Annotated in this window: 25 protein-coding genes; 15 read left to right on the plus strand and 10 right to left on the minus strand. The window is 71.3% G+C overall.

Going from position 1 to position 25,449, the window contains the following annotated elements:
* Window positions 1-160 precede the first annotated feature (160 nt).
* Window positions 161-1,078 carry a hypothetical protein gene (locus ABUW04_RS31650; protein ID WP_380567920.1) on the minus strand — a complete coding sequence of 306 codons (918 nt, stop codon included), beginning with the start codon at window positions 1,076-1,078 and terminating at the stop codon, window positions 161-163.
* A 24-nt stretch (window positions 1,079-1,102) separates the two neighbouring features.
* Window positions 1,103-2,722: a threonine/serine exporter family protein gene (locus tag ABUW04_RS31655; protein ID WP_380567921.1), complete on the minus strand. Its 1,620-nt coding sequence runs from the start codon at window positions 2,720-2,722 to the stop codon at window positions 1,103-1,105.
* Between the two features lie 252 nt (window positions 2,723-2,974).
* Here ABUW04_RS31655 and ABUW04_RS31660 point away from each other — a divergent pair, with 252 nt between their 5' ends.
* Window positions 2,975-3,283, plus strand: a complete 309-nt coding sequence (locus ABUW04_RS31660; protein WP_030254008.1) for a hypothetical protein — start codon at window positions 2,975-2,977, stop codon at window positions 3,281-3,283.
* Window positions 3,284-3,441: 158 nt separating this feature from the next.
* On the opposite strand, the gene ABUW04_RS31665 is transcribed toward ABUW04_RS31660, so the two are convergent.
* The 3 genes from ABUW04_RS31665 to ABUW04_RS31675 all read right to left on the minus strand — a co-directional run bounded on the left by ABUW04_RS31665 (window position 3,442) and on the right by ABUW04_RS31675 (window position 4,817).
* On the minus strand, window positions 3,442-3,657 hold the full coding sequence (locus ABUW04_RS31665) for a hypothetical protein (RefSeq protein WP_030254007.1): 216 nt from the start codon (window positions 3,655-3,657) through the stop codon (window positions 3,442-3,444).
* Window positions 3,658-3,895: 238 nt separating this feature from the next.
* A complete protein-coding gene (locus ABUW04_RS31670) occupies window positions 3,896-4,294 on the minus strand; it encodes a hypothetical protein (RefSeq protein ID WP_037595152.1) in 399 nt (132 codons plus the stop codon).
* 136 nt (window positions 4,295-4,430) lie between these two features.
* A complete protein-coding gene (locus tag ABUW04_RS31675) occupies window positions 4,431-4,817 on the minus strand; it encodes a Zn-ribbon domain-containing OB-fold protein (RefSeq protein ID WP_380567922.1) in 387 nt (128 codons plus the stop codon).
* 182 nt (window positions 4,818-4,999) lie between these two features.
* Here ABUW04_RS31675 and ABUW04_RS31680 point away from each other — a divergent pair, with 182 nt between their 5' ends.
* Window positions 5,000-5,605: a TetR/AcrR family transcriptional regulator gene (locus tag ABUW04_RS31680; RefSeq protein WP_380567923.1), complete on the plus strand. Its 606-nt coding sequence runs from the start codon at window positions 5,000-5,002 to the stop codon at window positions 5,603-5,605.
* Between the two features lie 36 nt (window positions 5,606-5,641).
* Here ABUW04_RS31680 and trxA read toward each other — a convergent pair whose 3' ends face one another.
* Window positions 5,642-6,019, minus strand: a complete 378-nt coding sequence (gene trxA, locus ABUW04_RS31685; protein WP_030254004.1) for a thioredoxin — start codon at window positions 6,017-6,019, stop codon at window positions 5,642-5,644.
* Window positions 6,020-6,101: 82 nt separating this feature from the next.
* Complete coding sequence (locus ABUW04_RS31690) at window positions 6,102-9,017, minus strand: ATP-binding protein (protein WP_380567924.1); 2,916 nt, start codon at window positions 9,015-9,017, stop codon at window positions 6,102-6,104.
* A gap of 181 nt (window positions 9,018-9,198) precedes the next feature.
* On the opposite strand from ABUW04_RS31690, the gene ABUW04_RS31695 reads away from it, so the two are divergent.
* Window positions 9,199-10,239, plus strand: coding sequence for a terpene synthase family protein (locus tag ABUW04_RS31695; protein WP_030254002.1), 1,041 nt, complete (start codon window positions 9,199-9,201; stop codon window positions 10,237-10,239).
* An 81-nt stretch (window positions 10,240-10,320) separates the two neighbouring features.
* Here ABUW04_RS31695 and ABUW04_RS31700 read toward each other — a convergent pair whose 3' ends face one another.
* Window positions 10,321-11,304, minus strand: coding sequence for a helix-turn-helix transcriptional regulator (locus ABUW04_RS31700; RefSeq protein ID WP_380567925.1), 984 nt, complete (start codon window positions 11,302-11,304; stop codon window positions 10,321-10,323).
* A 96-nt stretch (window positions 11,305-11,400) separates the two neighbouring features.
* Here ABUW04_RS31700 and ABUW04_RS31705 point away from each other — a divergent pair, with 96 nt between their 5' ends.
* The 6 genes from ABUW04_RS31705 (at window position 11,401) to ABUW04_RS31730 (ending at window position 17,478) form a co-directional block, all read left to right on the plus strand.
* Window positions 11,401-12,915, plus strand: a complete 1,515-nt coding sequence (locus ABUW04_RS31705; protein ID WP_380567926.1) for an MFS transporter — start codon at window positions 11,401-11,403, stop codon at window positions 12,913-12,915.
* A gap of 200 nt (window positions 12,916-13,115) precedes the next feature.
* Entirely contained in the window at window positions 13,116-14,786 is a 1,671-nt protein-coding gene (locus ABUW04_RS31710) for a sensor histidine kinase (RefSeq protein WP_380567927.1), read from the plus strand.
* Complete coding sequence (locus ABUW04_RS31715; protein ID WP_030253998.1) at window positions 14,783-15,184, plus strand: roadblock/LC7 domain-containing protein; 402 nt, start codon at window positions 14,783-14,785, stop codon at window positions 15,182-15,184. The genes ABUW04_RS31710 and ABUW04_RS31715 overlap by 4 nt, the downstream gene beginning before the upstream one ends.
* Window positions 15,181-15,540 carry a DUF742 domain-containing protein gene (locus tag ABUW04_RS31720; protein ID WP_030253997.1) on the plus strand — a complete coding sequence of 120 codons (360 nt, stop codon included), beginning with the start codon at window positions 15,181-15,183 and terminating at the stop codon, window positions 15,538-15,540. Before ABUW04_RS31715 ends, ABUW04_RS31720 begins: the two co-directional genes overlap by 4 nt.
* Window positions 15,521-16,159 carry a GTP-binding protein gene (locus tag ABUW04_RS31725; protein ID WP_030253995.1) on the plus strand — a complete coding sequence of 213 codons (639 nt, stop codon included), beginning with the start codon at window positions 15,521-15,523 and terminating at the stop codon, window positions 16,157-16,159. Before ABUW04_RS31720 ends, ABUW04_RS31725 begins: the two co-directional genes overlap by 20 nt.
* Window positions 16,160-16,302: 143 nt before the next feature.
* Window positions 16,303-17,478 (plus strand): cytochrome P450, encoded by a 1,176-nt coding sequence (locus ABUW04_RS31730; RefSeq protein ID WP_380567928.1) that lies wholly within the window; start codon window positions 16,303-16,305, stop codon window positions 17,476-17,478.
* A 22-nt stretch (window positions 17,479-17,500) separates the two neighbouring features.
* Here the strand turns inward: ABUW04_RS31730 and ABUW04_RS31735 are convergent, their stop codons facing one another.
* Window positions 17,501-18,718 (minus strand): cytochrome P450, encoded by a 1,218-nt coding sequence (locus tag ABUW04_RS31735; protein WP_380567929.1) that lies wholly within the window; start codon window positions 18,716-18,718, stop codon window positions 17,501-17,503.
* Window positions 18,719-18,828: 110 nt separating this feature from the next.
* A complete protein-coding gene (locus ABUW04_RS31740) occupies window positions 18,829-19,536 on the minus strand; it encodes an MIP family channel protein (protein ID WP_380567930.1) in 708 nt (235 codons plus the stop codon).
* A 166-nt stretch (window positions 19,537-19,702) separates the two neighbouring features.
* On the opposite strand from ABUW04_RS31740, the gene ABUW04_RS31745 reads away from it, so the two are divergent.
* From ABUW04_RS31745 to ABUW04_RS31770, 6 genes are all read left to right on the plus strand, one after another.
* Complete coding sequence (locus tag ABUW04_RS31745) at window positions 19,703-20,257, plus strand: potassium channel family protein (protein ID WP_380567932.1); 555 nt, start codon at window positions 19,703-19,705, stop codon at window positions 20,255-20,257.
* 31 nt (window positions 20,258-20,288) lie between these two features.
* Window positions 20,289-20,954, plus strand: a complete 666-nt coding sequence (locus tag ABUW04_RS31750; RefSeq protein ID WP_380567933.1) for a TMEM175 family protein — start codon at window positions 20,289-20,291, stop codon at window positions 20,952-20,954.
* Between the two features lie 108 nt (window positions 20,955-21,062).
* Window positions 21,063-22,103, plus strand: a complete 1,041-nt coding sequence (locus tag ABUW04_RS31755; protein ID WP_030253985.1) for a LacI family DNA-binding transcriptional regulator — start codon at window positions 21,063-21,065, stop codon at window positions 22,101-22,103.
* Window positions 22,104-22,380: 277 nt separating this feature from the next.
* A complete protein-coding gene (locus tag ABUW04_RS31760; protein WP_380567934.1) occupies window positions 22,381-23,673 on the plus strand; it encodes an ABC transporter substrate-binding protein in 1,293 nt (430 codons plus the stop codon).
* Window positions 23,674-23,743: 70 nt separating this feature from the next.
* Window positions 23,744-24,631 carry a carbohydrate ABC transporter permease gene (locus ABUW04_RS31765; RefSeq protein WP_380567935.1) on the plus strand — a complete coding sequence of 296 codons (888 nt, stop codon included), beginning with the start codon at window positions 23,744-23,746 and terminating at the stop codon, window positions 24,629-24,631.
* On the plus strand, window positions 24,628-25,446 hold the full coding sequence (locus tag ABUW04_RS31770; RefSeq protein WP_030253979.1) for a carbohydrate ABC transporter permease: 819 nt from the start codon (window positions 24,628-24,630) through the stop codon (window positions 25,444-25,446). The genes ABUW04_RS31765 and ABUW04_RS31770 overlap by 4 nt, the downstream gene beginning before the upstream one ends.
* Window positions 25,447-25,449 lie beyond the last annotated feature (3 nt).

Genomic DNA, 25,449 nt, shown 5'->3' on the forward strand with positions numbered 1-25,449 from the left:
GTTGTCACAGGGGCTGGAGGTTCGCAGCGGACGTGCACCCAGGTGGGCGGCTTGTCGCGCAGTTCCCCGCGCCCCTAGGGGGCTGCAACTGGCGCAGTTGCACATGCTTTTTAGGGGCGCGGGGAACTGCGCGAACAGAAACCATGCAGCCCTGTGCACCTCACCCCCGACGTCGTGCCGGACCCCTGCGGGGCCTCCCCGCGGTGACGGTGCTGCGACGGGCCCTCGCGGCCCGGAGCCGGCGGATGCGTTCGTCGTCCAGCGCGGGACGCGCCGGCCGCTCCAGCCTCGCTGCCATCCGTTCGGCGAGCAGATGGGCCCGGGTGGGCCTGGTCCCCGGCGGCGTCGGCTTGCCGGCGATCAGGTCGAAGAGCCACTGCCGGGCGGTGTCCGCGCGCCGGTGCCACCGGCCCTCCCGTCGCCGCGCCCTGGCGAACTTCCGCGGGTTGCCGGTGTAGCGCCAGCGGGCCCACGGGCTGTTTGGCCGGGCCAGCCGCACCGCGGCGATCCAGGAGACGCCCGGCACCATGATGCCGATCATCCCGCTCCAGAACTTCCCCTTCAGCAGCGTCGCCACGGTGAACAGCGCATTGGCGCAGATCACCCCGATCAGCCCCCAGCGGACGTTGCTGTCCGGGGTGACCCCCAGCGGCAGGTAGCCGACCAGCAGCAGCCCGGTGAAGAGGATGCCGACGATGACCGCGTCCACGGACTTGCGGCCCTGCTCGCTCCAGTAGACGTCCTCCAGGTGCAGCAGCAGGGCGAACTCGTCCAGCACCAGTCCGCAGCCGATGCCGAAGACCAGGCCGAAGACGTCCAGCCAGGGGTGGGTCCCGGCGGTGGCGAACGCGCCGATCCCGCCCAGCAGCAGGAAGAACATGCCGAAGACGACATGGTGGATGTGCAGGCCGCCGGGGGTGACGTTGCCCGGCCACCAGCGCACTCCGCGGCGGATCATGCGCACGCTGAAGCGGATGAAGAGGAAGGAGCCGATGAAGCCGACCAGCACCAGGAACAGCGGCTGCTTGCCCGGGTCCTGGATGTGGCGGGCGTAGAGCTCCCAGAAGTGCTGCCACACGGTCGTCGCTCCCCTCCCGGCCGGTCAGAAGCCGCGGGTGCGCTTGGCCGCGCGGCGCACCACTGCGGGCCCGTCGCCCTGGGGGACCTTCAGGAACAGCCGGGCCACCTCGCCGCCCAGGTTCACCCCGACGGCCAGGGCCAGGGCGATGGCCGCCGCCCGGCTGATCGAGACCAGGCCGGCGATCGGCTGGCCCTTGGCGAAGGCCAGCAGGCCCAGGTAGATCACCGAGCCCGGCATCAGCGGTCCGAGCGCGGCGGTGACGTACGGCAGCGAGGAGGCGTAACGGTAGCGCGAGGCCAGCTGGCCGAACAGGCCCACCGTCCCGGAGGCCAGCCCGGTGGCGATGATCGGGGAGAGCCTGCCCTCGACGGTGAGCACCCCGTACACCGCCCAGCCGATGCCGCCGAAGCAGGTGACGAAGGGCAGCACCTGGCGGGAGGTCTGCAGCAGCACCGCGAAGAACAGGGTCAGCGCCATCGCGGCCGGCAGTTGCAGCGCCGGGAAGGCATGGGTGGCGAAGGTCTGCTCGGGGTGCAGCGAGGCACTGACGTTGACGCCGACGTAGAGCACCAGCAGCACGCCCAGGACGATGCCGACGACCAGGTAGAGCACCTCCAGCAGCCGCGCCGCCGCGGTGATGTAGAAGCCGGTGAGGCCGTCGGCGACGGCGGCGACCAGGGCGCGGCCGGGCAGCAGCGCGAACAGGCCACCGGTGATCACCACCGAGCCGCGCAGCCCGGAGTCGCCCAGGGTGAGCACCACGCCCATCCCGGCGGCCGGCATCGCCGCGACCACGAACTGGTAGAACTCCGGCAGCCCCTTCCTGGCCACGCCCCAGGCCAGCCGGTCGCCGATGACGGAGGCGACGAAGGCGGCGGCGAACACCAGCCAGGCCTGGGCGTCGCCCCGGCCGCCGACCAGCAGCGTCGCCGAGCCGGCCAGCAGCCCGGTGGCGAGCGACAGCACCCAGCCGGGGTAGGGGTGCCGGTTGCGGCGGATCTCGGCCAGCCTGCGATAGGCGTCCTCGGTGCTGGCCTGCTCCCCGGTGATGTCGGCGACCAGCCGGTAGACCGCGCCGAGCCGGGTGTAGTCCGAGCCCCGGCGGCGCACCACCCGGGAGGCGGTGACCGGCGGCTCCACCAGCGAGGGCTGGTAGGAGATGGAGATCAGGGTGAAGGTGACCTGCGGCTCGCAGCGGTCCAGGCCGTAGGCGTGGCTGACGCCCAGCATGGCCGCCTCGACGTCCTCGGCGCTCTCGCCGCTGGCCAGCAGCAGTTCGCCGATACGGAGCGTCAGGTCCAGCACCCGAGGGACGTTCGGCCCGACCTCGGCCGGCTCGGGGGTGGTGCTGCGCTCGAAGGCGGGCCGTTCGTACATGGGGGTGCGCAGCAGGGCGCGCATCCGGTCCGGCCAGGGGGCGCCGCCGGGGCCGCCGACGCCCAGCTTGGTGAGGGAGATGCCGGAGGGAGGGGTGTAGCCGAGCGCTATCCAGTCCTCGGCCGGGGGCTGCGCCGGGGCGGGAACGGGGCTCTGCTCCAGCGACGAGGGGGTGGTGCCGACCGGTTCGGCGTGCCCGAGCAGTCCGGGGGTAACGGTCCCCCATGTGTCGTCGTCCTGGTCAGGCTTGCTGCCCTCGGGCACCCTCGGCTCCTTGTAGTCGTCTCCGGGCTCAACTGTGCCTGATCAGCGAGGGTGACGCACACTCGCGCATTGACGCGGCAGCGGCCCAACGAAGGGGACGACCATCGGTCACTGACCCCATTCGGGGGACATGCACCGATCTGGATGGAACTTTATCGACTTGTTGGTGAATGCTGGGCACGCGACGTCAGGACCGACGGCAGGGGCCGGCCAACCCCCCGTCACCATCCACACCATGAACAGGGAGATCGCGTGTCCCGTTTGCGCACCTTCGCGGCGTTCACCGCGCTGGCAGCCTTCATGTGCCTCGGTATCGGCACGGCCGCCGCCGCGAGCAACGCCTCCGGCGCCTCGCAGCAGTCCAACAGCAGCATCGTCAGCAATGACGGCTCTGGCGGCCTCAGCGGCGGCGTCAAGGGCAACGCCGACGCGTCCCAGCAGACCGGCACCGGGGGCGGCGCCGCCAACGCGGCCAACACCGGCGGGGTGGCCGGCAACGCCGGCACGGTGGCCGCGGGCCAGTCCAACAGCAACTGGTCGGCGGTGGACGTCTACTACTAGCCACGTCGGCGCAGTGCGCGCCGCCCGTGCCCGGTACCACCCCGCTCCACCAGCGCCGGAGCGGGTGGGTGAGCGGGCCGGAGAGGGTCACCCGAGGCCGACAGCAGATGGGGCTGTCGGCCTCGTCCCGTCCCCGGAGCTCCTGTCCGGTGGCGCCGCTACGCCTGGTGGCGGACCACCACGAAGGCGTCCAGCGCCGGGTCGTAGTGGTCGTGGTGCTGCACACCCGAGGCCCGGGTCTCGGACCTGGCGCGGTCCCCCGCCAGGCGCGACGGGCCGTCGCCCGAGTAGGTGGCCACGACGGTGCCACCGCCCGGAGGGCAGAGGTGACAGGTCGCCGTCGCGAGGGCCGTGGTGTCGATCATGGTGGTCATGGCGTACTCCCGTTCTCGTGCCGTACGGGACGGTCGTACGGCCTCTCCTGGTTCCCTGCCCGTTAACCGCACAGATAGCCGAAAGAGGAGCGACGAGCCGTCCTGCACGTGCCACGCAGAGTACCCACAGGCACTGACAAAGCAACAGCACCCCTGGTGACAGCCGTCACTGAGCATGCCTCAGCGTGACCAGGCGTCAGCACAGCCCCGCCAGCACCGCCCCGTCAGCACAGCCCCGTCAGCGCACCCGGACCGCGACCACCGCCGAGGTGCGGTCGACCGTGTGGTGGTGCGGCCCGGTCAGCGCGACCAGCTGGGCCCGGAAGCGCAGGATGCCGCGGTGACGGGCCCTCAGCTTCAGCTGGAGCCGGTGGTTCTGCGGGCCGCAGGCCAGCTGCCGCCAGGCGCCCCGGCCGGTCCGCCCGTCGATGCAGATCCGGACGGCGGCGCCGCCGAAGTCGTCGGAGTCCCCCTCTGCCTGCACCCGGACCGTGCCGCCGAGGGCCACGGTGCGGCTGCCGACACCGACGGCCAGGTCGGACTTGGCCGAGGCCGCCGTCGAGCAGACGGCGAGGCCCGCGGTCGCGACCGCGGTGGCCACGGCCAGGGTGCCGAGGCGGCGGGAGAGGCTCTGCATGGGACCGTCCTTGAACGAAGCGTTGCGTCCGGCTCCGCAGGGTAGCGACTGGACCCGCCCGCTGTCAGAACGCCACAGCCAGAACGCCAGAGCCAGAACACCGCAGCCAGAACACGCAGCCGCCAGGGGCCGACGCTCAGGCCGCCACCGCGCGGAACGCCGGCCGCAGCGCCCCGCCGTCCTCGGTGACCTCCAGTCGGACCGGGGCCCCGGGCCACAGCCGGTGCGCCGGGACGGGCACCAGCCGGGCGCTCATCCGGAAGCCCTCGGCCAGCTCCACCACCGCGGTACCGCCGGCCGCTCCCCCGCCGGTCGGCTCCGCCATGCGGTAGATCCGGCCCCGGCCACTGCTGCGCTCCCAGTCGAACTCGGTGCCGCCGCAGGTCGCGCACAGCAGCCGGAGCTGGGCGGAGCGGTCGGCGCACCAGCGGCAACGCCGGTAGCGCAGTTCCCCGAGGGCGAGTCCGTCCCGGAAGACCTCGGCGGGGTCGTGTTCGCCGGGGTCGAGCTCGGCGGTCGGCATGGCGGATCACTCCCCGGCACGGGTCGGCAACTCGAACGATCGTTAAATTACGGATGCCGGAGGTTACTGTCCAGTCCCGTGCAGTGATGTGACGGACGCCATCCACCGGGTGCTTTCCGGCCGATCCCGGCTAGGATCTGAACGATCGATCTGTAGCCCCGCCCCCAGCAAGGACACCGCCGATGCGACCCTCCGGACAGGACGCGCTACTGGAGGCCGCCCGGCAGGAGTTCTCCGAGCAGGGCTTCGGCAGCGCCTCGATCCGCGCGATCGCCCAGCGCGCCGGGATGAGCCTCTCGGCGATGTACCACTACTACTCCGGCAAGCAGGAGCTGCTGCACGCCATCCTGGACGAGAGCCTGGACACCTACTTCGCCAGCTGCGCCCGCGCCCTGGCCCAGGTCGGCGAGGAGCCCGCGGACCGGCTGTCCGCCGTGGTGGCGGCCACCACCCGGTTCCGCGCCGAGCACCTGGCCCGGAGCAACATCCTGCTCTCCGAGGAGCGCAGCCTGGACCCGGAGCGGCTGGCCAGCTACAGCAGCCGGCACGCCGAGGCCACCAACCTGTTCCGGCACGCCATCGACGCGGGGGTGGCGGCGGGGATCTTCCTGACCCCCTACCCGGACGAGTCCCGCAGGGCGGTCATCGCCATGTGCAACGCCGTCGCCCAGTGGTTCCGGCCGGACGGGCCGCTCAGCCTGGACGAACTGGTCGACCGCCATGTGGCGATCGCCCTGACCATCGTGGAGTACCGACCGCAGCGCTCCTGGTCGGCCGGTCGCGGCTGAGGCCCGGAAGCCGGGCCCCCGAGGGACCCGAGGCGCTCAGCCCTCCTCGGCGGCCTTGGCGTCCTGGCCGGTCTCCCGGCGCACCTCGTCCATGTCCAGCGCCCTGGCCTGCTTGATCAGGTCCTCCAGCGCGGGGGCGGGAAGCGCGCCCGGCTGCGAGAAGACCACGGTGCGGTCACGGATGATCATCAGCGTGGGGATCGAGCGGATCTCGAACGCCGCGGCCAGCTCTTGCTGGGCCTCGGTGTCGACCTTGGCGAAGACCAGGTCGGGGTTGGCCTCCGACGCCTTGTCGTACACCGGTGCGAACATCCGGCAGGGGCCGCACCAGGACGCCCAGAAGTCGACCAGAACGAAGGGGCTCTGCTCCACGACCTCGTTGAAGTTGTCCTTGGTGAGCTCGAGCGTGCTCATCTGTGCTGCCCTGCTTCCTGCCGTGAGGGGAGTTGGCCGGTCGGCCCTTGGCCTGCTGCCGTCAACAGCAGGCCGGCAGTCACTATTCCAGGCCGATCGCCGCCGCCAGGCCCTCGGGACCGGTGCCCACCTTGCGGTAGACCGAGGCCAGCCGCTGGGCCACCACCGCCTGGCTGATGCCCAGCTCGGCGGCGATCCGCTGGGGAGGGACGCCCCGGGCGGAGCGCTCGGCCACCACCCGCTCCGGCTCGCTGAGCACCCGGGCGGCGATCGCGTGCAGCCGTTCCGAGCTGGCACCGGCCGCGGCCAGCTCGGACCGTGCCCTGACCACCAGCCCGTCCGCCCCGCACTGCGCCGCCAGCTGCACGCCCTGCCCCAGGGCGTCGCCGGCCTCGCGCGGACGTCCGGTCCGGCGCAGCGCCGACCCGTAGTCGACCAGCGCGAGCGCCAGCTCGTAGGCGGCCGGTGACTGCTCCAGGTGCTGCACGGCCTGTCGCAGCAGGCCGACCGCCTGCTGCGGCGGGTTCACCGCGGCGAGCCAGCGCATGGCGCTGCCCACCGCCGAGTTCACGCCGACCCGCATCGCCCGCTTGAGCGCCTCGGCCGCTATCGCCCTGGCCCGCTCCGGCTCCTCCTCGGCGACGGCCACGGCCAGCGGCCCGGCCCACGGCGCCCACAGCCCGTTGTGCCACTCCTTGTCCTCGAGACCGCGGCCGGACTCGGTGAGGATCTCCGCCGCCTCCTTGGCCCGGCCCTGCGCCAGCAGCAGCCTGCCGTACAGCGTGGCCGCGTCCGGGACCACCATGACCGGGGAGAACGGCGGCTTGAAGGCGTACTCCTCGGCGAGGTCGACCGCCTGGTCGGTCCGGCCGCGCGCCATCAGGGTGTCGCAGAGCAGCGCGACCAGGTCCCACTGCAGCGGGGTGCCCCGGCCGAGCCGGTCGGAGCGCTTCAGGGTCTCCCGGAGGAACTTCTCGGCCTCCTCCAGCCGGCCCCAGCGGAACAGCACCAGTCCGCGCATGAAGTTGGCGAAGGCCAGGTGGCCGCCGCTCCAGCCGGCCAGCTCGAACTCCTGGGCGGCCTGGTTGAAGAGGTCCGAGGCCAGGTCGAGGCGGTCGTTGTAGACGAAGGTGAGGCCCAGCAGCACCGGGATCTCGAAGCCCCAGACCTGGTTGGTCCAGTCGATCCCCTCGGCCAGCCGGCCCCGGTCGAAGGCCTGCTCGGCGAGGGCCAGGGCCTCCGCGGAGTCCTCGCCGCGCTGGGTGAGGTCGAAGGCCCGGAGCACCCGCACCGCCCGCGCCCCGGCGTCGGTTCCGGTCAGGCTGTCGGCGAGTTCGGCGAGCATCCGGGAGCGCTCGACCCCGTCCGGCTCCTCGCGCAGGAAGGCCCGCCACATGAAGTACGCGGCCTGCAGCCGGGTCCGGCTCAGTCCGGGATCGGTGCGCCTGCTCTCCGCGGCGGCGGCCTCGGCGGCCTCCTTGACCAGGTTGCTGTGCCCGAGGGCGGAGCTGAGGCGCAGCGTGGCCAGCTCGCGGCGCTGCGCGTTGAGGCCGGGGTTGGCGTCCAGCGACTGCCGCAGGTGGTTGATGGTGACGTCGGGCGCGGTGAGCAGGGTCGAGCAGCCGAGTTCGTAGAGCACGTCGGCGCGGTCCTCGTCGGCCGGGGGCTCGCGCAGGGCGCGTTCCAGGCAGCGCCGGGCCGCGTCCGGGGCGCCGACGGCCAGGTGCTGGTCGGCGGCCTTGCGCAGCAGCCTGACCACCTCCAGGTCGTCCTCCGGCAGCACCTCAAGCAGGTGCCTGGAGGCGGCCGCCTCGGTGCCGCCGGCCAGCAGCACCGCCTTGGCGGCCTGGCCGTGCATCGAGGTGCGGAAGGCGGTCAGCCGCATCGACTGGTAGATGGCGGTGCCGATGGTGGGGTGGCAGAACTCCAGCACCGTGTGACCGGACACCGAGTGGTGGTCCTCCCGGAGGATCCCATCCTCCCGCAGCTGCTCGACCGCGGTGCGGGCCGCCGCCGGGGAGACCACCGCGATACTGGCCGCCACGTCCGGGTTGATCTCGTTGTCCAGCACCGCCGCGGCCAGCGCGAAGCGGTAGGTGTCGGCCGGCATCCGCTCCAGGGTCGCCACGATGGCCGGCCCCTTGCCGGCGGCCACCAGGTCGCGCAGCTGCGGGATGCTCTCGTCCACCGGGTCGAGCTGGCGCTCCTTCATCTTGCTGACGACCAGGCTGAGTTCGTACGGGTTGCCGCCGGTCAGCTCCCAGCACTGACGGACGAACAGGTCGTCGTAGTCCTCCGGGCCGAACTCGCTCCTGAGCAGCTCCTCGACAGCGCCCGGGGTGAGGTTGCGCAGCTTCAGCAGATTGCCGCGGTTCGCCGCGTCCGGGATCGCCGCGCCCTCGGGCGGCAGCTCCTCCGGCCGGTAGGCGGCGGCCACCAGCAGCGGCAGGCCGGGGATGCGCGAGGTGAACGAGCTGAGCCAGGCCAGCGACTCCGAGTCGGCCCAGTGCAGGTCGTCCACGATCAGCAGCAACGGACCCTCGCGGACCGCGAGTTGGGTCACCACCCAGTTGAGCGCGTCCTGGACGCCTTGGGGGTCGTTGGACGCACCGGCCGCCGGCACCGCCAGGCCCAGCGCCGGCGCCGCCAGGTCGTAGTTGGACCCGTCCAGCAGCTCCCGGCGCCCCTCGGGGGTCCGCTTGGCCAGCACCGGCTGGAGCAGCTGCCTGACGATGTTGAAGGGGACGTTGCGCTGCTGCTCGCCGCCGCGGGAGTAGAGCACCGTGCACTCCGGTTCGCGGGCGGCCGCCTGGCGGAGCCGGGCCAGCAGGCTGGTCTTCCCCTGCCCGGCCGATCCGCTGAAGAGGAGCAGGCTGCCCAGGCCGGTGAGCCCGGATCTGGCCCCTTCGCAGAGGTCCTGCAGAGCCTGCTCGGCCTGCCCTGTAGCCTCGTCGCGCTCGTACAGTTCGCGATCGGTCACCGCTTGTGCTCCGTCCATCGCCGTCTGCTCCGAGGCTATGCCAGTCGGACACCGGCGGGCGAGGACTCGGCAGAACAGACGGGGCTTTCTTGGCCAACTACGGTTGATACTTGAACATATGACCGATCAAAGCCTCACCGGAAAAGATCACATCCGGTAGCGTCACCCGAGCCGACTGCGCCTGACGAAGGGACTGGACGTGGACCTGCAGCTCCCCTTCCCCGAGCGGACCAACCCCCGCAGGGGCACTGCCGCACAGCGCAATCTCGAATGGCTCCGCGCGCACGACATGTTGCGGGGCCCGGAAGCCGCCGCGCTCTACGAGCGCTGGAACATAGCGGGGCTGGCCGCGGCCAGCTTCCCCGACCTGGAACTCGACGACCTGTGCCTCGCCGTGGACCAGTGTGCCTTCTACTTCCTCTTCGACGACCAGTTCGACAGCGACCTCGGGCTCGACCCCGCCGAGGTCGCCAGGGTCTGTGCGCCACTGATCGAACTGGCCCGCACCGGCCCCGGCGAGCAGCCCGCCACCGAGATCCCGGACACCCCGGTGAACTCGGCCTTCGCCGACCTGTGGCGGCGCGGCTGCCAGGGCATGTCGCCGCGGTGGCGGGCCCGCGCCTCGTACCACTGGGAGTGGTACTTCGCGGCCCACCCCAACGAGGCCCTGGGCCGCACCCTCGCGGCCGAGGCCGAGCGGGACGGCGGCGCCGCCGCGATCCCCACCCGGGACGCCTACATGCTGCTGCGGCGCGGCGCGTCCGGGGTGGAGACGGTGCTGGACATGATCGAGCGCTTCCACCGGGAAGTACCGGCCATCGCGTACCACAGCCCGGAGTTGCGCCAGATGCGGCTGCTGGCCGGGGACGCCCCGGCGATCAACAACGACGTCTGGTCCTACGACAAGGAGGCGCCGCGCGGCGACGTCTACAACCTGGTGGTGATCCTGCAGCACGAGCGGCAGTGCGGCCTCCAGGAGGCCCAGGCGGCGGTGCAGGCGCAGGCCCAGTGGATGGTGGACGAGTGGGTCCGGCTCTCCGAGGAACTGCCCCGGGTGTGCCGGCGGCTCGGCCTGGACCGGAGCGAACGGCAGGCGGTCGAGGAGTACCGGGACGGCATGGCCGGGTGGATGCGGGGCTACTTCGACTGGGAGCGGAGCACCGTCCGGTACCGGGCGGAGGGGCGGATGCCGGTTGACCGGCCGAACTTCGTGGAGCGGTTGCTCAGTCGACGGTGGTGAACATGTGCACGTAGCTGCATGGTTGCTGTTCGCGCAGTTCCCCGCGCCCCTAGATAGTGCAACTGAGCCAGTTGCAGCGCCTTAGGGGCGCGGGGAACTGCGCGACAAGCCACCCGCCGAACGGGAGACTCTGGCACCGAGCTCAGCCAGGTACTCCCTCAGCTCATCCGGCTCCTCGACGACGAACTCGCAACCAAGCATGGCCAACCGCACCGCAAGCCACTCCATCGCGTCGGCCCGCGTGTGCACCACGCAGCTGTGCTCGTCGATCGGCTCGACCCGGACAACGCTGCTGCCGAGCTTCGCCGTGATCTGCTCCGCAGGAGCCTGCAGGGTCACCACCGCCTCGACGGACCGCTGCAGGCCCCTGAGCTTCTGCTGGACGAAGGCAGCAGGGTCGTCCCCTGGCAGCGCCCGCGGTGCGAACCTCGCGCCGGTGAGCTGCGGCTCGCTGATCCGGTCCACCCGGAACATCCGCCAGTCGGCGCGGTCGGCGTCGTAGGCGACCAGGTACCAGCGGCGTCCGGCCGTGACCAGCCGGTGCGGCTCCACCAGCCGGCGGCTCTCGGCCCGGTCCGCGGCCAGATAGCCGAAGCGCAGCTTCTCGTGCCCGGCGGTGCCGGCCGCCAGCACCGTCAGCACCTCGGGGTCGACCGTCGCGCCGGCCCAGCCCGCCAGCGAGACGGTGGCCGCGCTCAGTGACCCCACCCGGTGCCGCAGCCGGGCCGGCAGCACCTGCTGCAATTTGGCCAGGGCCCGCATCGAGGCCTCCTCGATGCCGTCCACCGGGCTGCCCGCGGCGGCGCGCAGACCGACCGCGATGGCCACCGCCTCCTCGTCGTCGAGCAGCAGCGGTGGCATCGCCTTTCCGGCCACCAGCCGGTACCCGCCGACCGCGCCCATGGTGGCCTCGACCGGATAGCCCAGCTCGCGCAGCCGGTCGATGTCGCGGCGGATGGTCCGCGCGCTGACCTGCAGCCGCTCGGCCAGTTCGCTGCCGGGCCACTCGCGCGGGGTCTGCAGCAGGGACAGCAGGGTCAGCAGTCGTGCCGGTGTGTCCGTCATGGGTCCAAGGATGCCCGACAAGGCGGACAGGATCTGACCTACATGCCTCCTAGAGTCGGGGACGTACCGCAGCCGGACCAGTCGAAAGGCAATCTGATGACCGCTCAGGACGACTCAGCAGCAGCTCCGTTGGACCCCAGGAGGTGGCTGGCGCTCGCGGTGGTGCTGACCGCCAGCCTGATGGACATGATGGACGTGACCATCGTCAACATCGCCGTCCCCAGCATCCAGAAGGACACCGGCGCCTCCTTCAGCTCGGTCCAGTGGATCACCGCGGGCTATGCGCTGGCCTTCGCCATCGGCCTGATCACCGGCGGACGGCTGGGTGACATCGTCGGCCGCAAGCGGATGTTCCTGGTCGGGATCGGCGGCTTCACCGTCGCCTCGGCGCTGTGCGGCCTGGCCGTGGGCCCGGAGATGCTGGTCTCCACCCGGCTGCTGCAGGGCGCGGCGGCGGCGATGATGGTGCCGCAGGTGCTGGCGATCGTGCACACCACCTTCCCGGCCGAGGAGCGCGGCAAGGTGTTCGGGATGTTCGGGGCGATGATCGGCCTGGGTGCCGTCAGCGGACCGCTGTTCGGCGCGCTGCTGACCCAGTGGAACCTGTTCGGGCTGCAGTGGCGGCCGATCTTCCTGATCAACCTGCCGCTGGGCGTCGCCGGGCTGGTCCTGGGCATCCGCTACATCACCGAGTCCAAGGCCCCGAAGGCGCTGCGGCTGGACCTGGTCGGCGTCGCGCTGGGCAGCCTCGGCCTGCTGATGCTGCTGTACCCGCTGATGCAGGGCCAGCAGTCGGGCTGGCCGCTGTGGGGCTTCGTCTCGATGGCTGCCAGCCTGCCGGTCTTCGCGGTGTTCGTCCGGTACGAGCGGGCCAAGACGGCACGGGACGGCTCGCCGCTGGTGGAGCTGTCGCTGTTCCGGGTGAAGAGCTTCGCCGCCGGCATCGGCATCCAGCTGGCGCAGGGAGTGTTCTGCGGCATCTTCTTCCTGACCTGGACCCTCTACATGCAGCTCGGCCTCGGCTGGACCCCGCTGCACGCCGGCCTGACCGGGCTGCCGTTCGCCCTGGGCGTCTCCACCGCGGCCGGGCTCTCGGTCCAGCTGCTGGTGCCCCGGTTCGGCCGCAGGGTGCTGCAGGCGGGCGCCCTGGTGATGGCCCTGGGCACGGCCCTCTACGCCTGGGAGGTCGGGCGCTACGGCGGCGGGCTGCACTCCTGGCAGATGATCCTGCCGCTGCTGGTGATGGGCGCGGGCATGGGCCTGATCGTCGCCCCGCTGACCGACGCGGTGCTGTCCGAGGTCCCCAGGGAGCACGCCGGTTCGGCCTCCGGCCTGATCAACACCACCATGCAGCTGGGCGCGGCGCTGGGGATGGGGCTGGTCTCGGTCTGCTTCCTGGGCGTGGTCGAGCACGCCGACCGGACCCGGCACAGCACCGCGCAGATCTTCGGCGGGGCGTTCACCGAGTCGCTGTGGTGGGTCGCCGGCGGGCTGCTGCTGGCCTTCGCGCTGATGTTCGCGCTGCCCCGCAGGGCCGTCCAGCACGACGTACCGGTGGCCTCGGGCACGCCCGCAGAGGCGGACGGGGCCGAACTCGCCCTGGTCCGCTGAGCCGACCTGCGGCGTAAGCGAGGGCGCCGTGCCGCCGGGAGTCTCCCGGTGGCACGGCGCCTTCACATTCCCCGGATTCCCTGACTCCAATTTTGCTGCGGGAGCGTCAAGTGGCGGACGTTGCAGGTGTTTTCAGCGGGTAGGGTGGGAGCTGCGTGGTCATACGATATTTTCTTCCGCTCGCCACGAGGAACTGATTGATGTCTGTCCAGATGTCCTCCCGTCCGCCGGATGTCCGCCGCAGGTCGAAGGCATGGTCCTGGCTCGTTCCCCCCCTGGCGGCGGTGCTGGCCGGGGCGGTCTGCGCCTGGGTGACCGCCAGGGCCGGCGCGGCGGACCGGGTCCCCGTCGCCTGCTTCGGCGCCGCCGCGGCCCTGCTCCTGGGCGCCACCCTGACCCTGGCCCTGCTCCGCTCCCGCAGCTCCGCCGCCCACCGGGCCCGGCTGGAGACGGTGCGGGCCGAGGCCGAGCGCTCCGTCGCCGAGCAGGCCGCGCAGGTCGGCCAGGCCGCGAGCGACGCCCAGGCCGCCCGCCACGACGCCTGGAACGCCGACGCGGAGCGCCAGCGCGCCGCAGCGGCCGAGACCGCGATCCGCGCCGCCCTCGACGCCGAGAAGGCCAGGTCGGCGGCGCTGGAGGCGGAGATCGGCCAACTGGTGGCCCAGGTCGACCAGTTCGTCGGCGAGGCCGAGCAGCTCACCGGCCAGGCCATCCCGCAGGCGGTGAAGCAGCTGCGCGAGGGCGTCTCCATGGAGACCGTGCTCGCCGGCGCCCCCGGCCACCTCGACGAGACGCACCAGCAGGTGCTGCGGACCCTGGTCCAGGAGGTCGGCACCAGCGAGCGCCTGCGCGCCTCCGGCATGGCCGCCTGCGCCAACGCCGCCGGACGGGTCCAGGCGCTGGCCACCAGCATGCTCGCCGACCTGCGCGAGATGGAGAACCGGCACAACGAGGAGGTCCTCGGCGACCTGCTCCGGCTGGACCACGGCACCGCCCAGGCCGGCCGGCTCGCGGACAGCATCGCGGTGCTGACCGGAGCCCGCTCCGGGCGGCGCTGGACCAAGCCGATCGTGATGGAGAGCGTGCTGCGCGGCGCCATGGGCCGGATCAGCGCCTACCAGCGGGTCAGGCTGCACTCGGCCAGCACGGCCGCGGTGGCCGGCTACGCGGCGGAGGGCGTGATGCACGCCCTGGCCGAGCTGATGGACAACGCCACCAGCTTCTCCCCGCCCACCGAGGAGGTGCACGTCTACGTCCAGGAGATGCACTCCGGCGTGGTGGTCACCATCGAGGACGGCGGCCTGGTGATGCCGGCCGCCACCCTGGCCAAGGCCGAGCGGCTGGTCTCGGCGGAACCGCTGGACCTGATGACCCTGGGCGGCACCCGGCTCGGCCTGGCCGTGGTCGGCTGCCTGGCCCGCAAGCACGGCCTCACGGTGTCCTTCCGGCCGTCCTCGCGCGGCGGAACGGGCGTGGTGGTGCTGATCCCGCAGCAGCTGATCATGCGCGGCCCCGGCAACCGGCTCACCACCGCACGCGAGTCCGTCGCCGGCGGGACCTCACGACCGGCGCCGACCCCGGCCCCGGCCGGGGTCGCCACGGCGGCCCCGGCCACCACGTCCGCGCTGCCCGTCCCCGACGACTCCGCGCTGGAACTGCCCAAGCGGCCGCCGGGACGGACCCTCGCCGCGGCCCTGCGCAGCACTCCGGCGGTGGCCCCGACCGCTGCCGAGGACGTTCCCTCCCGCGCCGACGCGGGCGCCCGGTTCGGCGCCTTCCGCACGGCCGCCCGCGGCGGGTCCCAGGACGCCGCCCCCGCAGAGACCGAACCGACCGAGACCGACCGGACCGAAGAGGACACCGAGCGATGAGCACCACCGACCGCAGCCTCGACTGGCTGCTGGAGAACCTGCTGGAGAAGACCCCGGGGACCCGGCACGCCCTGGTGCTCTCGCGCGACGGCCTCAAGCTCTGCCTGTCCTCCGGTCTCACCGTGGACCAGGCCGACCAGCTGGCCGCCATCGCCTCGGGCATCCAGAGCCTGTCCCACGGCGCCTCCATCGAGTTCGGCGACGGCACCGGCGGCGTCCGGCAGTCCATGACCGAGTTCCACGGCGGCATCCTGTTCATCGTCGAGGCCGGCGTCGGCGCGCACCTCGCGGTGGTCGCCGGGGACGACGCCGACCCGGGCGTGGTCGGCCACAACATGAACGAGCTGGTGGAGCAGATAGGCGTGCACCTGCGGGCCGAGCCGAGGCAGCACGCATGATCCGCCGTCCGGTCGACAGTGGCGACCCGGACCGTCTCTACACCGTCACCGGCGGCCGGACCAGGGCCGACGAGCAGGCTTTCGACCTGGTCACGCTGATCGTGCGGGAGAGCGGGCCGACGCCCGGAATGCAGTCCGAACTGGTCCGGATCCTGCAGCTGAGCGAACGCCCGGTCGCCGTCGTGGAGTTGGCGTCACTGCTGGACCTTCCCGTCGGGGTGGTGAAGATCCTGCTCTGCGACCTGCTCGACACCGGCCGGATCACCGCCCGCCATCCGCAGTCGTCCGGGCGCGGCAGGCAGCTACCGCCGCCCGAAACCCTGAAGAAGGTGCTCCTTGCCCTCCAGAACCTCTGACCCCGAAGACCCCGCCGCCCCTGCGGCCCCCGCGCTGTCGGGGCGGCCGCTCAGGGACACCGCCAGGGACGGTCTGAAGATCGTCGTCGTGGGCGGCTTCGGCGTGGGCAAGACCACCCTGGTCGGCTCCGTCAGCGAGATCCGCCCGCTGAGCACCGAGGAGGTGATGACCCAGGCCGGCGTCGGCATCGACGACCGCGAGGGGGTGCGCACCAAGACCACCACCACCGTCGCCTTCGACTTCGGCCGGATCACCCTCGACGACGAGATGGTGCTCTACCTCTTCGGCGCCCCAGGGCAGGAGCGGTTCTGGTTCCTCTGGGACCGGCTGTTCGCCGGCACCCTGGGCGCGGTGGTACTGGTGGACACCCGCAGGCTGGCCGACTCCTGGTACGCCATCGACCGGTTGGAGCACCACGGCCTGCCGTTCGTGGTGGCCCGCAACAACTTCGACGAGCCCACGCACTCGCTGGAGCAGGTGCGCGCCGCCCTGTCGCTCAACCCGGACGTCCCGCTGCTGGACTGCGACGCGCGGAAGCGGGAGTCGAGCCGGGACGTCCTGGTCGCCCTCGTCCGACACCTGCACTCCCTCTCCCACGCCCTGGAGCCGACCCCGTGACGCCATCTCAGGAATCGACAGTTCAGGCAGCGTCAGTTCAGGCAGCGCCACCGCAGGAAGCCGCAGTCCAGCCGCCCCCCGGCTGTCCCGCGCACGACCCCTCGGCGGCCGGGGAGAGCACCGGCCCGGGCGGCGCGGTGCGGATGCACTCGCCGCGCTTCCAGCGGGACCCGGCCGAGCTCTACCGGCTGCTGCGGCGCGAGCACGGCCCGGTCGCGCCGATCCTGCTGGACGACGACATCCCGGCCTGGCTGGTGCTGGGCTACCGTGAGGTCCACTACGTCACCAGCAACTCCGAACTGTTCGCCAGGGACTCGCGGCGCTGGCACGCCTGGGACGCGATCCCGGCCAACTGGCCGCTGATGCCCTACGTCACCTACACCCCCTCGGTGCTGTTCAAGGAGGGGGCCGAGCACCAGCGCCGGGCCGGGGTGATCACCGACGTGCTCTCCGCGGTGGACCAGTTCGAGCTGCACGCCACCAGCGAACGGGTCGCCGACGCGCTGATCGACGACTTCGCCGGCGCCGGGCAGGCCGACCTGATGGCCGACTACGCCGCCCAGGTACCGCTGCGGGTGGTGGCCGGGCTCTTCGGCCTGGACCTGGACCAGATCTTCCAGCTGGAACGGGACATGGCCGGTTCGCTGGACGAGGGCCCCGGCGCCCTGGACGCCTACATGCGCATCCACGCCACCATGACCGGGCTGCTGGAGAAGGGCCGCAGCCGTCCGGGACCTGACGTTCCCTCACGGATGCTGGCGCACCCGGCCGGGCTGGAGGACGAGGAGATCATCCAGGACATGATCTCGATCATGGCGGCCGGCCAGCAGCCGACGGCCAACTGGATCGGCAACACGCTGCGGCTGATGCTCACCGACGACCGTTTCGCGGTCACCCTGTCCGGCGGCAGGCGCAGCGTCGGCCAGGCGCTCAACGAAGTGCTCTGGGCGGACACCCCGACCCAGAACTTCGTCGGGCGCTGGGCGGCGCGGGACACCCAGCTGGCGGGCGTGCGGATCCGCAAGGGCGACTGCCTGGTGCTGGGTCTCGCGGCGGCCAACACCGACCCGGAGGTGCAGCCGGACTTCAGTGCGGGCTCGGTGGGCAACCAGGCCCACCTGTCCTTCAGCCACGGCGAGCACCGCTGCCCGGTGCCGGCGCCGGAGATGGCCGAGGTGATCGCCCGGGCGGCGGTGGAGGTGCTGCTCGACCGCCTTCCGGACGTGATGCTGACCGTGCCGGCCGAGGAGGTCGAGTGGCGTCCGTCGATCTGGATGCGCGGCCCGGCCACTCTCCCGGTCGAGTTCACCTCGATCTGAGCGGGTGGCCGGATCCGGACGCTCAGCCCTTCGGCGTGAAGGTGACCCGGAGCGAGGCCGGGCCCCGGGTGAACAGCCCCTGCTCCTCGGCCGTCTCGCCCTCGGCCAGGGCCAGATCGGGCAGGGCGTCCAGGAGTTGGTTGACGCCCACCTCGATCTCGGCCTTGGCCAGCAGCGCGCCGACGCAGAAGTGCCGTCCCAGCGCGAAGGCGAGGTGGTCGGCGGCGGCCGAGAAGGCGTTGGCCGTGGTCAGGTCCTGGCGGAAGACGTCGAAGCGGTCCGCGTCCGCGTACCGCTCGCCGTCCCGGTTGGCGGAGCCGATCAGGCAGGTCACCGTCTTGCCCGCGGTCACCGTGCCACCGCTCAGCTCCACGTCGGCCGAGGGCTGACGCATGATCATGTGCACCGGCGGGGTGAACCGCAGGGTCTCCGCGAAGGCGGCCGGGACCAGCTCCCGGTCGGCCCGCACTGCGGCCAGCTGGTCCGGGTTGGCCAGCAGGTTGCGGAAGACCCCGGCTATCGCCTTGTCCGTGGTCTCGCCGCCGGCCGCCAGCAGCAGGCTGACGAAGGCCTTGATGTCCTCGTCGCTCATGGTGGTGCCGTCGATCTCCGCCGTGCACAGGGCGGAGAGCAGGTCGTCGCCCGGGTTCGCACGGCGCTCCTGGATGACGGGAATCATGTAGGCGGCGAGTTCCTCGCGGGTGCGCAGCCCCGCGGCGGTGACCTCGGGGTCCTGGGTGAGGTTGCCGAGGAAGCCGATGATCGAGGTGTACCAGCCGTGGAAGCGGGCGTGGTCCTCGCGCGGCAGGCCGAGCATGTCGACGATCACGTTGATCGGGAACCAGGTCGCGAACTGGGCCACCAGGTCGGCGCTGCCGTCGGCCGCGAAGGCCTCGATCAGCTCCCTGGCGTTGCGCTCGATCACCGGCAGGAACTTCTCCTGCAGCTCCTTGCCGCGGAAGGCCGGGGCCACCAGCGCCCGGCGCACCGAGTGCTCCCGCCCGCCCATCTGCAGGATGGTCCTGCCGTGCACCGGCTCCAGCTGCCAGTCGTAGTTGTCGCTGGTGAACACCGGGTCCTTGAAGGCCTTCTCGACGTCCGCGTACCGGGAGACGATGTAGCTCTGCATGCCCTCGTGCCAGATCAGCGGGTACTGCTCGCGCATGACGCGGTAGGACGCGTACGGGTCGGCGGCGAAGGCCGGGGACAGGATGTCCGGTGCCTGCTGGGCAGTTGTCACGTCATGCTCCTCGATCAGTGGTCAACTGATCGAACAGACTACTGATCTGACGTTTCCACGGGTCCTGTCACCCGGCCGCTCTGAGCCTGCTTTCAGCCAATCCGGTCCGGCTACGCCTGCTCCGCCGCAACGGCGTTGGGCGCGGGCGGGTGGGTCAGCATGTGCGCGCCCGCCGCGATGGCACCGCCCACCAGCGGGGCCACGATGAACAGCCACAGCTGCGACAGGGCCGCGCCGCCGGCGAAGATCGCCGGGCCCAGGCTGCGGGCCGGATTGACCGAGGTGCCGGTCAGCGGGATGCCGATGAGGTGGATCACGGCCAGTGAGAAGCCGATCGGCAGCCCGGCGAAGCCGGTCAGCGCCAGCTTGTGGGTGGCCGAGAGGACCACGAACACCAGCAGGAAGGTCAGCAGCACCTCCGCCAGGAACGCGCCGCCCATGTCGATGTGCACCTCGGAGCGCGCGCCCCAGCCATTGCTGCCCATCTTGCCGTGGGTCCGCAGCCCGGGGACGTTCTTGGCCAGCCAGAACACCAGCGCGGCACCGGCGATCCCGCCGAGGAACTGGGCCACCCAGTAGGAGACCGCGGTGCGCACGTCGATCCGCTTGGCCAGCAGGAAGCCCAGGGTGACCGCCGGGTTCACATGGCAGCCGGAGATGGGGCCGAGCGAGTAGGCCAGCGCCAGCAGGGCGAACCCGAACGCCAGCGCCACACCGAGATTCCCGATCCACGCGCCGGCAAGGACGGCGGCTCCGACGCCCATCAGTACCAGCAGCGCGGTGCCCAAGAACTCGCAGATGATCGGTCGCCTGTCCATCGTTCCCTCCTTCGACCCTGCCCGGGGCGAACAGGGCGATACAGGACGATCATCAGGTACGGATCATCAAGCCGCATCTCAGGACGGACCCTGGCAAATCGGCTTTCGCCGCGCCGCCCGGCGGCTCCACCCCTAGCCTGGCCTTGACCAGCTGGAAGGAGCCGTGATGGGCGTCGCGCCGGTGTCCCCGCGTCGGCTGGGCGACCTCGGCCGCCGGGAGCGGCGGCGGGCGATGGCGGCCAGCACCATCCGCTGCCTGCTCACCACCGCGGTGGTGGTGCTGGTCTACTACCTCCTCCCGCTCGACGGAGCGCCCGGGGACACCGGCGCCGTGGTCCGGCTGGTGCTGGGGGCGCTGGTCTTCGTCGTGGTGATGGGGCTGGAGCTGCACCGGATCCTCACCGCCCAACTGCCGCAGCTGCGCGCGGTCGAGGCCATGGCCGTGTCGCTGCCGCTGTTCGTGGTGGTGTTCGCCACCGCCTACGTGTCGCTGTCCAACGCCAGCCCCGCAGACTTCAGCGAGCGGCTGAACCGAACCGCGGGCCTGTACTTCGCCGTCGTCACCCTGGGCACCGTGGGCTACGGCGACATCGTGCCGAGGAGCGACCTGGCCCGTATCCTGGTCAGCCTGCAGATCATGGTCGACCTGGCCTATGTCGCGCTGTTCCTGCGCTTCCTGGTCACCGTCACCCGGTTCAGCCTGCACCGCGGCGACACCTGAGGCGCCCTGGAATGTGGCATTCTCTGCTGCCATGACCGAAGCCGTGGACCGCGAACCGCCCGACGACGCACTGGAGGCGAGGGCGGTCGCCGCCGAACGGCTGACCTTCTTCAGCGACGCGGTGATCGCCATCGCGCTCACCCTGCTGGCGCTGGAGCTACCGCTCCCTGAGGGCAGCACCAACTCCGCGCTGCTGCACGCGGCCTTCAAGGACCGGGAGGGGTACCTGGCGTTCGTCATCAGCTTCCTGGTGATCGGCTCGCACTGGCGCTCGCACCACACCCTGTTCCGCTACGTCACCGGGTTGAACCGGCGGCTGACCAACCTGACCCTGTACTGGCTGCTGATACTGGTGATCACCCCGTTCGCGACCAGGCTGCTCAGCAGCGACGGGGCGTTCCAGGCCCGGTTCTCCTTCTACGCCGCCGTGCAGTGCGCCGGCTGCGTGCTGTTCGTGCTGATGCTCCGGGAGGTCCGGCGCGACGGCCTGCTCCGCCAGGGCACCCCGCCGGAGCTGTTCCCCCGGACGGTCCAGCGGATCACCGTGATGGCGGTCGCCTTCCTGGTGTCGATCCCGGTCTCGTTCGCCGCCGGCCAGTACGCCTACCTGTGCTGGATCCTCGCACCGGCCGCCGGGCGGGCCGTTCACGACTGGGGCCTGCACGACCGGCCGCTCCAGCACCGACTGCGCCGCTGAGCTGCTCCGAGGCTTGCCCCGGACCCCCGGTCCGGTTAGCTTGCGGCGAGGTTCCCGCGCGGAACGCAGAACAAGGCGCAGCAGTGCCGACGAGTGGGACGGCGTCGCATGACAGCTCAGGACAGGGCGCACGTGGATGCGCAGTACGGTCTGCTGACGACCATCGCCGCCGAGGCGGAGGTGTCGCTCAGCACCGTGTCCAAGGTGGTGCACCGGCGCCGCGACGTCGCCGCGAGCACCCGGGCCCGGGTCGAGGAGCTGCTGGCGCGGTACGGCTACGTCCGGGTCTGGGAGCAGGACGCCTCGGCGCCGCGCCAGATCGTCGCGGTCTTCCGGGACCTGTCCGGACCGTTCACGCTGGAGGTCGTGCGCGGGATAGTCGACGCCGCGGGGGCGCTCGGCGTGGACGTGATCACCGGGACGACCAGCCGGCGGTCGATCTCGCAGTGGCTGGAGGAGTGCCTGGCGCTCCGTGCCAAGGGCATGATCATCGTCATCTCCATGCTGACCGAGGAGGACCAGCGCCGCATCGTCGAGCAGCAGCTCCCGGTGGTGCTGATCGACCCGCTCAGCTCCCCCACCCTGGACATCCCCAGCATCGGGGTGACCAACTGGAGCGGGGCCAGGGACGCGGTGCAGCATCTGCTGGGGCTCGGGCACACCCGGATCGGCATGGTCGCGGGCCGCTCGCACTCGCTGGCCGGGGCGGCGCGGCTGCACGGCTACCGGGCCGCCCTGGAGGAGGCCGGGATCGCCTACGACCCCGCCATCGTCCGCTCGACCGACTTCGACTTCGACGAGGCGCTGGTCGCCAGCCTGCAGGTGATGGCCTCCACGGAGCCGCCCACGGCCTTCTTCGCGGCCAGTGACGCGCAGGCCCTGGGCGTGCTGGAGGCGGCCCGGCAGTACGGCCTGAGCGTCCCCAGGGACCTGGCGGTGATGTCCTTCGACGACACCCTGGTGGCCGCCATGGCCTGCCCCCCGCTGAGCGCGGTGCGGCAGCCCTTCGAGGAGCTGGGGCACGAGGCCACCCGGGTGCTGCTGCAGCTGGCCGAGGGCCGTCCACCGGCCTCGCTGCGGGTCGAGCTGGCCACCGAACTGGTGCTGCGGACGTCCACCGCGACCCCCCGCCACCTCGCCCGGAAGTAACGGAACCCTTCCGAAAGTCTTTCGATTCGCACCGCCCGGCGACCCCGATCCGCCGTAAAGACCGCATGCGGAGTGCGTGCATGGCCGCCACCCACCGGCCCGACCGCCGAAAGTCTTTCGAAACCAAGAGCGTCCACTTTATTGCCGCCCCCGAATCTCGGCGCCTAACGTGACAACCCGCCGCTCCCCCACTGAGCGCGCACCAGGTCGTCCCACCGCCCACCGGGTGACAGCGAACCCCGGCGGGGCACCTCTCGGAGTCGAAAGAAGGCGTTCAATGAAGAACATCACCGCATCCAGAAAGCGGGCCTGCATCACCCTGGCGGTCAGCGCTGCGCTCGTGGTCACGGCGGCGGGCTGCGGATCGTCCTCCAGCACGGCCAAGTCCTCCACCGGCAGCGCCTCGCTCTGGATGCTCCAGGACCCGACCAACTCGGTGAGCCAGTCCGCCGTCGACGCCTACAACACCACCGGGCCCGGCAAGGTCAGCATGAACGTCATCGCCACCGACGGGTACAAGGACAAGCTCCGTACCGCGATGGGCTCCTCGGCGATGCCCGGGATCTTCTTCAACTGGGGCGGCGGCAGCCTCAGCGACTACGTCAAGGCCGGGAAGCTGGTCACCCTCGACTCGGACCTCATCTCCCACTTCCTCCCGTCCGCGCTGCAGGCCGGAACGGTCGACGGCAAGCTGGTCGGGGTCCCGAGCCGCGGCACCCAGCCGGTCTTCCTCTTCTACAACAAGAAGGTCTTCACCGACGCCGGCGTGACGCCCCCCAAGACCTGGACCGACCTGGTCAGCCTGGTCCCGGTGTTCAAGGCCAAGGGCATCACCCCGTTCGCCGTCGCGGGCACCGCCACCGACTCGTGGACCGAGCTGATGTGGATCGAGTACCTGGTCGACCGCCTCGCCGGACCCGACCTCTTCAGCAAGATCGCGGCCGGCGACTGGAACCTGTGGAGCGACCCCGCGATCCTCAAGACCGCGCAGATGGTCAAGCAGCTGGTGGACAGCGGCGCCTTCGGCAGCAACTTCGCCTCGGTCAGCTACGGCGCCGGCGGCACCTCGACCCTGCTGGACAAGGGCAAGGCCGCCATGGTCCTGATGGGGTCCTGGGAGTACGCCACCCAGCAGGCCGCCGACGCGACCTTCGCCAAGTCCGGGCTGGGCTACGTGCCGTTCCCGTCCGTCGAGGGCGGCAAGGGCAACCCGGCCGATGTGGTCGGCAACCCGACCAACTACCTCTCGGTCACCACCTCCGCCCCCAGCCAGACCGCCGAGGCGTTCCTCAAGACCACCTACAGCGACAGCTACGTCGCGGGCCTGGTCGCCAAGGGCGAGGTCCCGGTCACCACCAACGCCAAGGCCGCGCTGGCCAAGGCGCCGGACCCGACCTACGCCATGTTCCAGTACAACCTGGTGGCGAACGCCCCCTCGTTCACCCAGTCCTGGGACCAGGCCCTCGGCCTGACCCTGGGCACGCCGCTGCTCACCGTGATCCAGAAGCTGTTCAACGGCCAGGACACCCCTGAGCAGTTCGTCAGCGGCGTGCTGGCGATCAAGCACTAGAAAGGCAAGGCACGTGGTCTCCGTTACGAGTTCCCGGCGTACGAGTTCCCGGCGACATCGGAGCGGTGAGGTGCGCTCGGCCGCTGCCGATCTGGCGCGGCCGGGCGCGGCCTGGGCGGTTCCCGGGCTGGTCTTCTTCTGCCTCTTCGCACTGGTGCCGATGGTGGGAGTGCTCTACCTCTCCCTCACCAGCTGGGACGGGCTCAGCGATCCGCAGTTCACCGGACTGCAGAACTGGTCCCGGTTCCTGGGCGACGGCCAGATGTGGCAGGACACCGTCGTCACGGCGGTGCTGCTGGTGGGCAACATCGTGGTGCAGGCGCCGATCAGCATCCTGTTGGGGGTCTGGTCGGCCGGCAAGCAGCGCAACCGCGCGGTGCTGTCGGCGATCTTCTTCCTGCCGCTGCTGTTCTCCACCGCGGCCACCGCGGTGATGTGGCGGCAGCTGCTGGACCCCAACTTCGGCATCCCGGCCAAGCTGTCCGGCCTCATCGGGGACACCAACCTGCTAGGCAGCCAGAGCGGCGCGGTCGCCTGCCTGGTCCTGGTGACCAGCTGGCAGTTCATCCCCTTCCACACCCTGCTCTACCAGGGCGCCGCCCGCACCGTCCCGGAGACCCTGTACCAGGCAGCGGCGATCGACGGGGCCGGAAGGGTGCGGCAGTTCTTCGCCATCACCCTTCCGCAGCTCCGCAACACCATCGTGACCTCGACCATCTTCATGGTGGTCGGCGGCCTCACGGCGTTTGACATCGTGCTGCTGCTCACCGACGGAGGGCCCGGTACCGACACCTCGATCCTGCCCTTCGCGATGTACCAGACCGGGTTCCAGACCTACGACTACGGATACGCCAGCGTGATCGCCAGCTTCCTGCTGCTGCTCGCCACCGGCGCCTCCTTCGTGATGGTGAAGCTCAGCGGCTACGACAAGATGACCAGCACCCTGGAGGGAATGTGAGAAGCCGCCCGAACTACCTGGCCGGCATCGCCGCGTTCGCCTGGCTGCTGATCATCGGCACCCCGCTCTACGCGCTGGTCAACAGCTCGTTGGAGTCGCAGTCCCAGTACAGCGACCGGGGGCCGCTGTCGCTCCCCTCCGGGATCACCTTCCACAACTTCGCCACCGTGGTGGACAGCGGATTCCTGGGCTACCTGTGGAACACCATCCTGGTCGCGGCCGCCACCGTCGCCATCGTGCTGCTGCTCGCCGTGCCGATCAGCTACGCCGTGGTGCGCGGGCGCAGCTGGCTCACCCGGGGCGTGTTCCGGCTGTTCCTGCTGGGCCTGGCGATCCCGGCCCAGGCCGTGATCATCCCGCTGTTCCTGATCATCAACCGGCTCGGCTTCTACGACACCCTGTGGGGCGTCATCCTGCCCACCGCGGCCTTCTCGCTGCCGGTGAGCGTGCTGGTGATCAGCGGCGGCATGCGGGAGATCTCGGTCTCGCTCTACGAGGCCATGGCGCTGGACGGCGCCCGGCCCGCCCGGATCCTGTGGGACCTGGTGGTCCCGCTGTCGCGGTCCAGCATCGCCAGCGCCTCGGTGTTCGCGGCGCTGCAGGCGTGGAACGGCTTCCTGTTCCCGCTGATCATGACGCAGTCCAACTCCAACAAGCTGGTCACCCTCGGCCTGTACAACTTCGTCTCCTCGTACGGAGCCGACATCCCGGCCCTGCTGGCCGCGGTGCTGATGTCCGCGATCCCGATCCTCCTCGTCTACCTCTTCGCCCGCAGGGCCCTGGTGGCGGGACTCATGGGAGCCGGCGGCAAGTGATGA

The organism is Streptacidiphilus jeojiensis (assembly GCF_042510965.1).
In the GTDB taxonomy this organism is placed as follows: domain Bacteria; phylum Actinomycetota; class Actinomycetes; order Streptomycetales; family Streptomycetaceae; genus Streptacidiphilus; species Streptacidiphilus jeojiensis.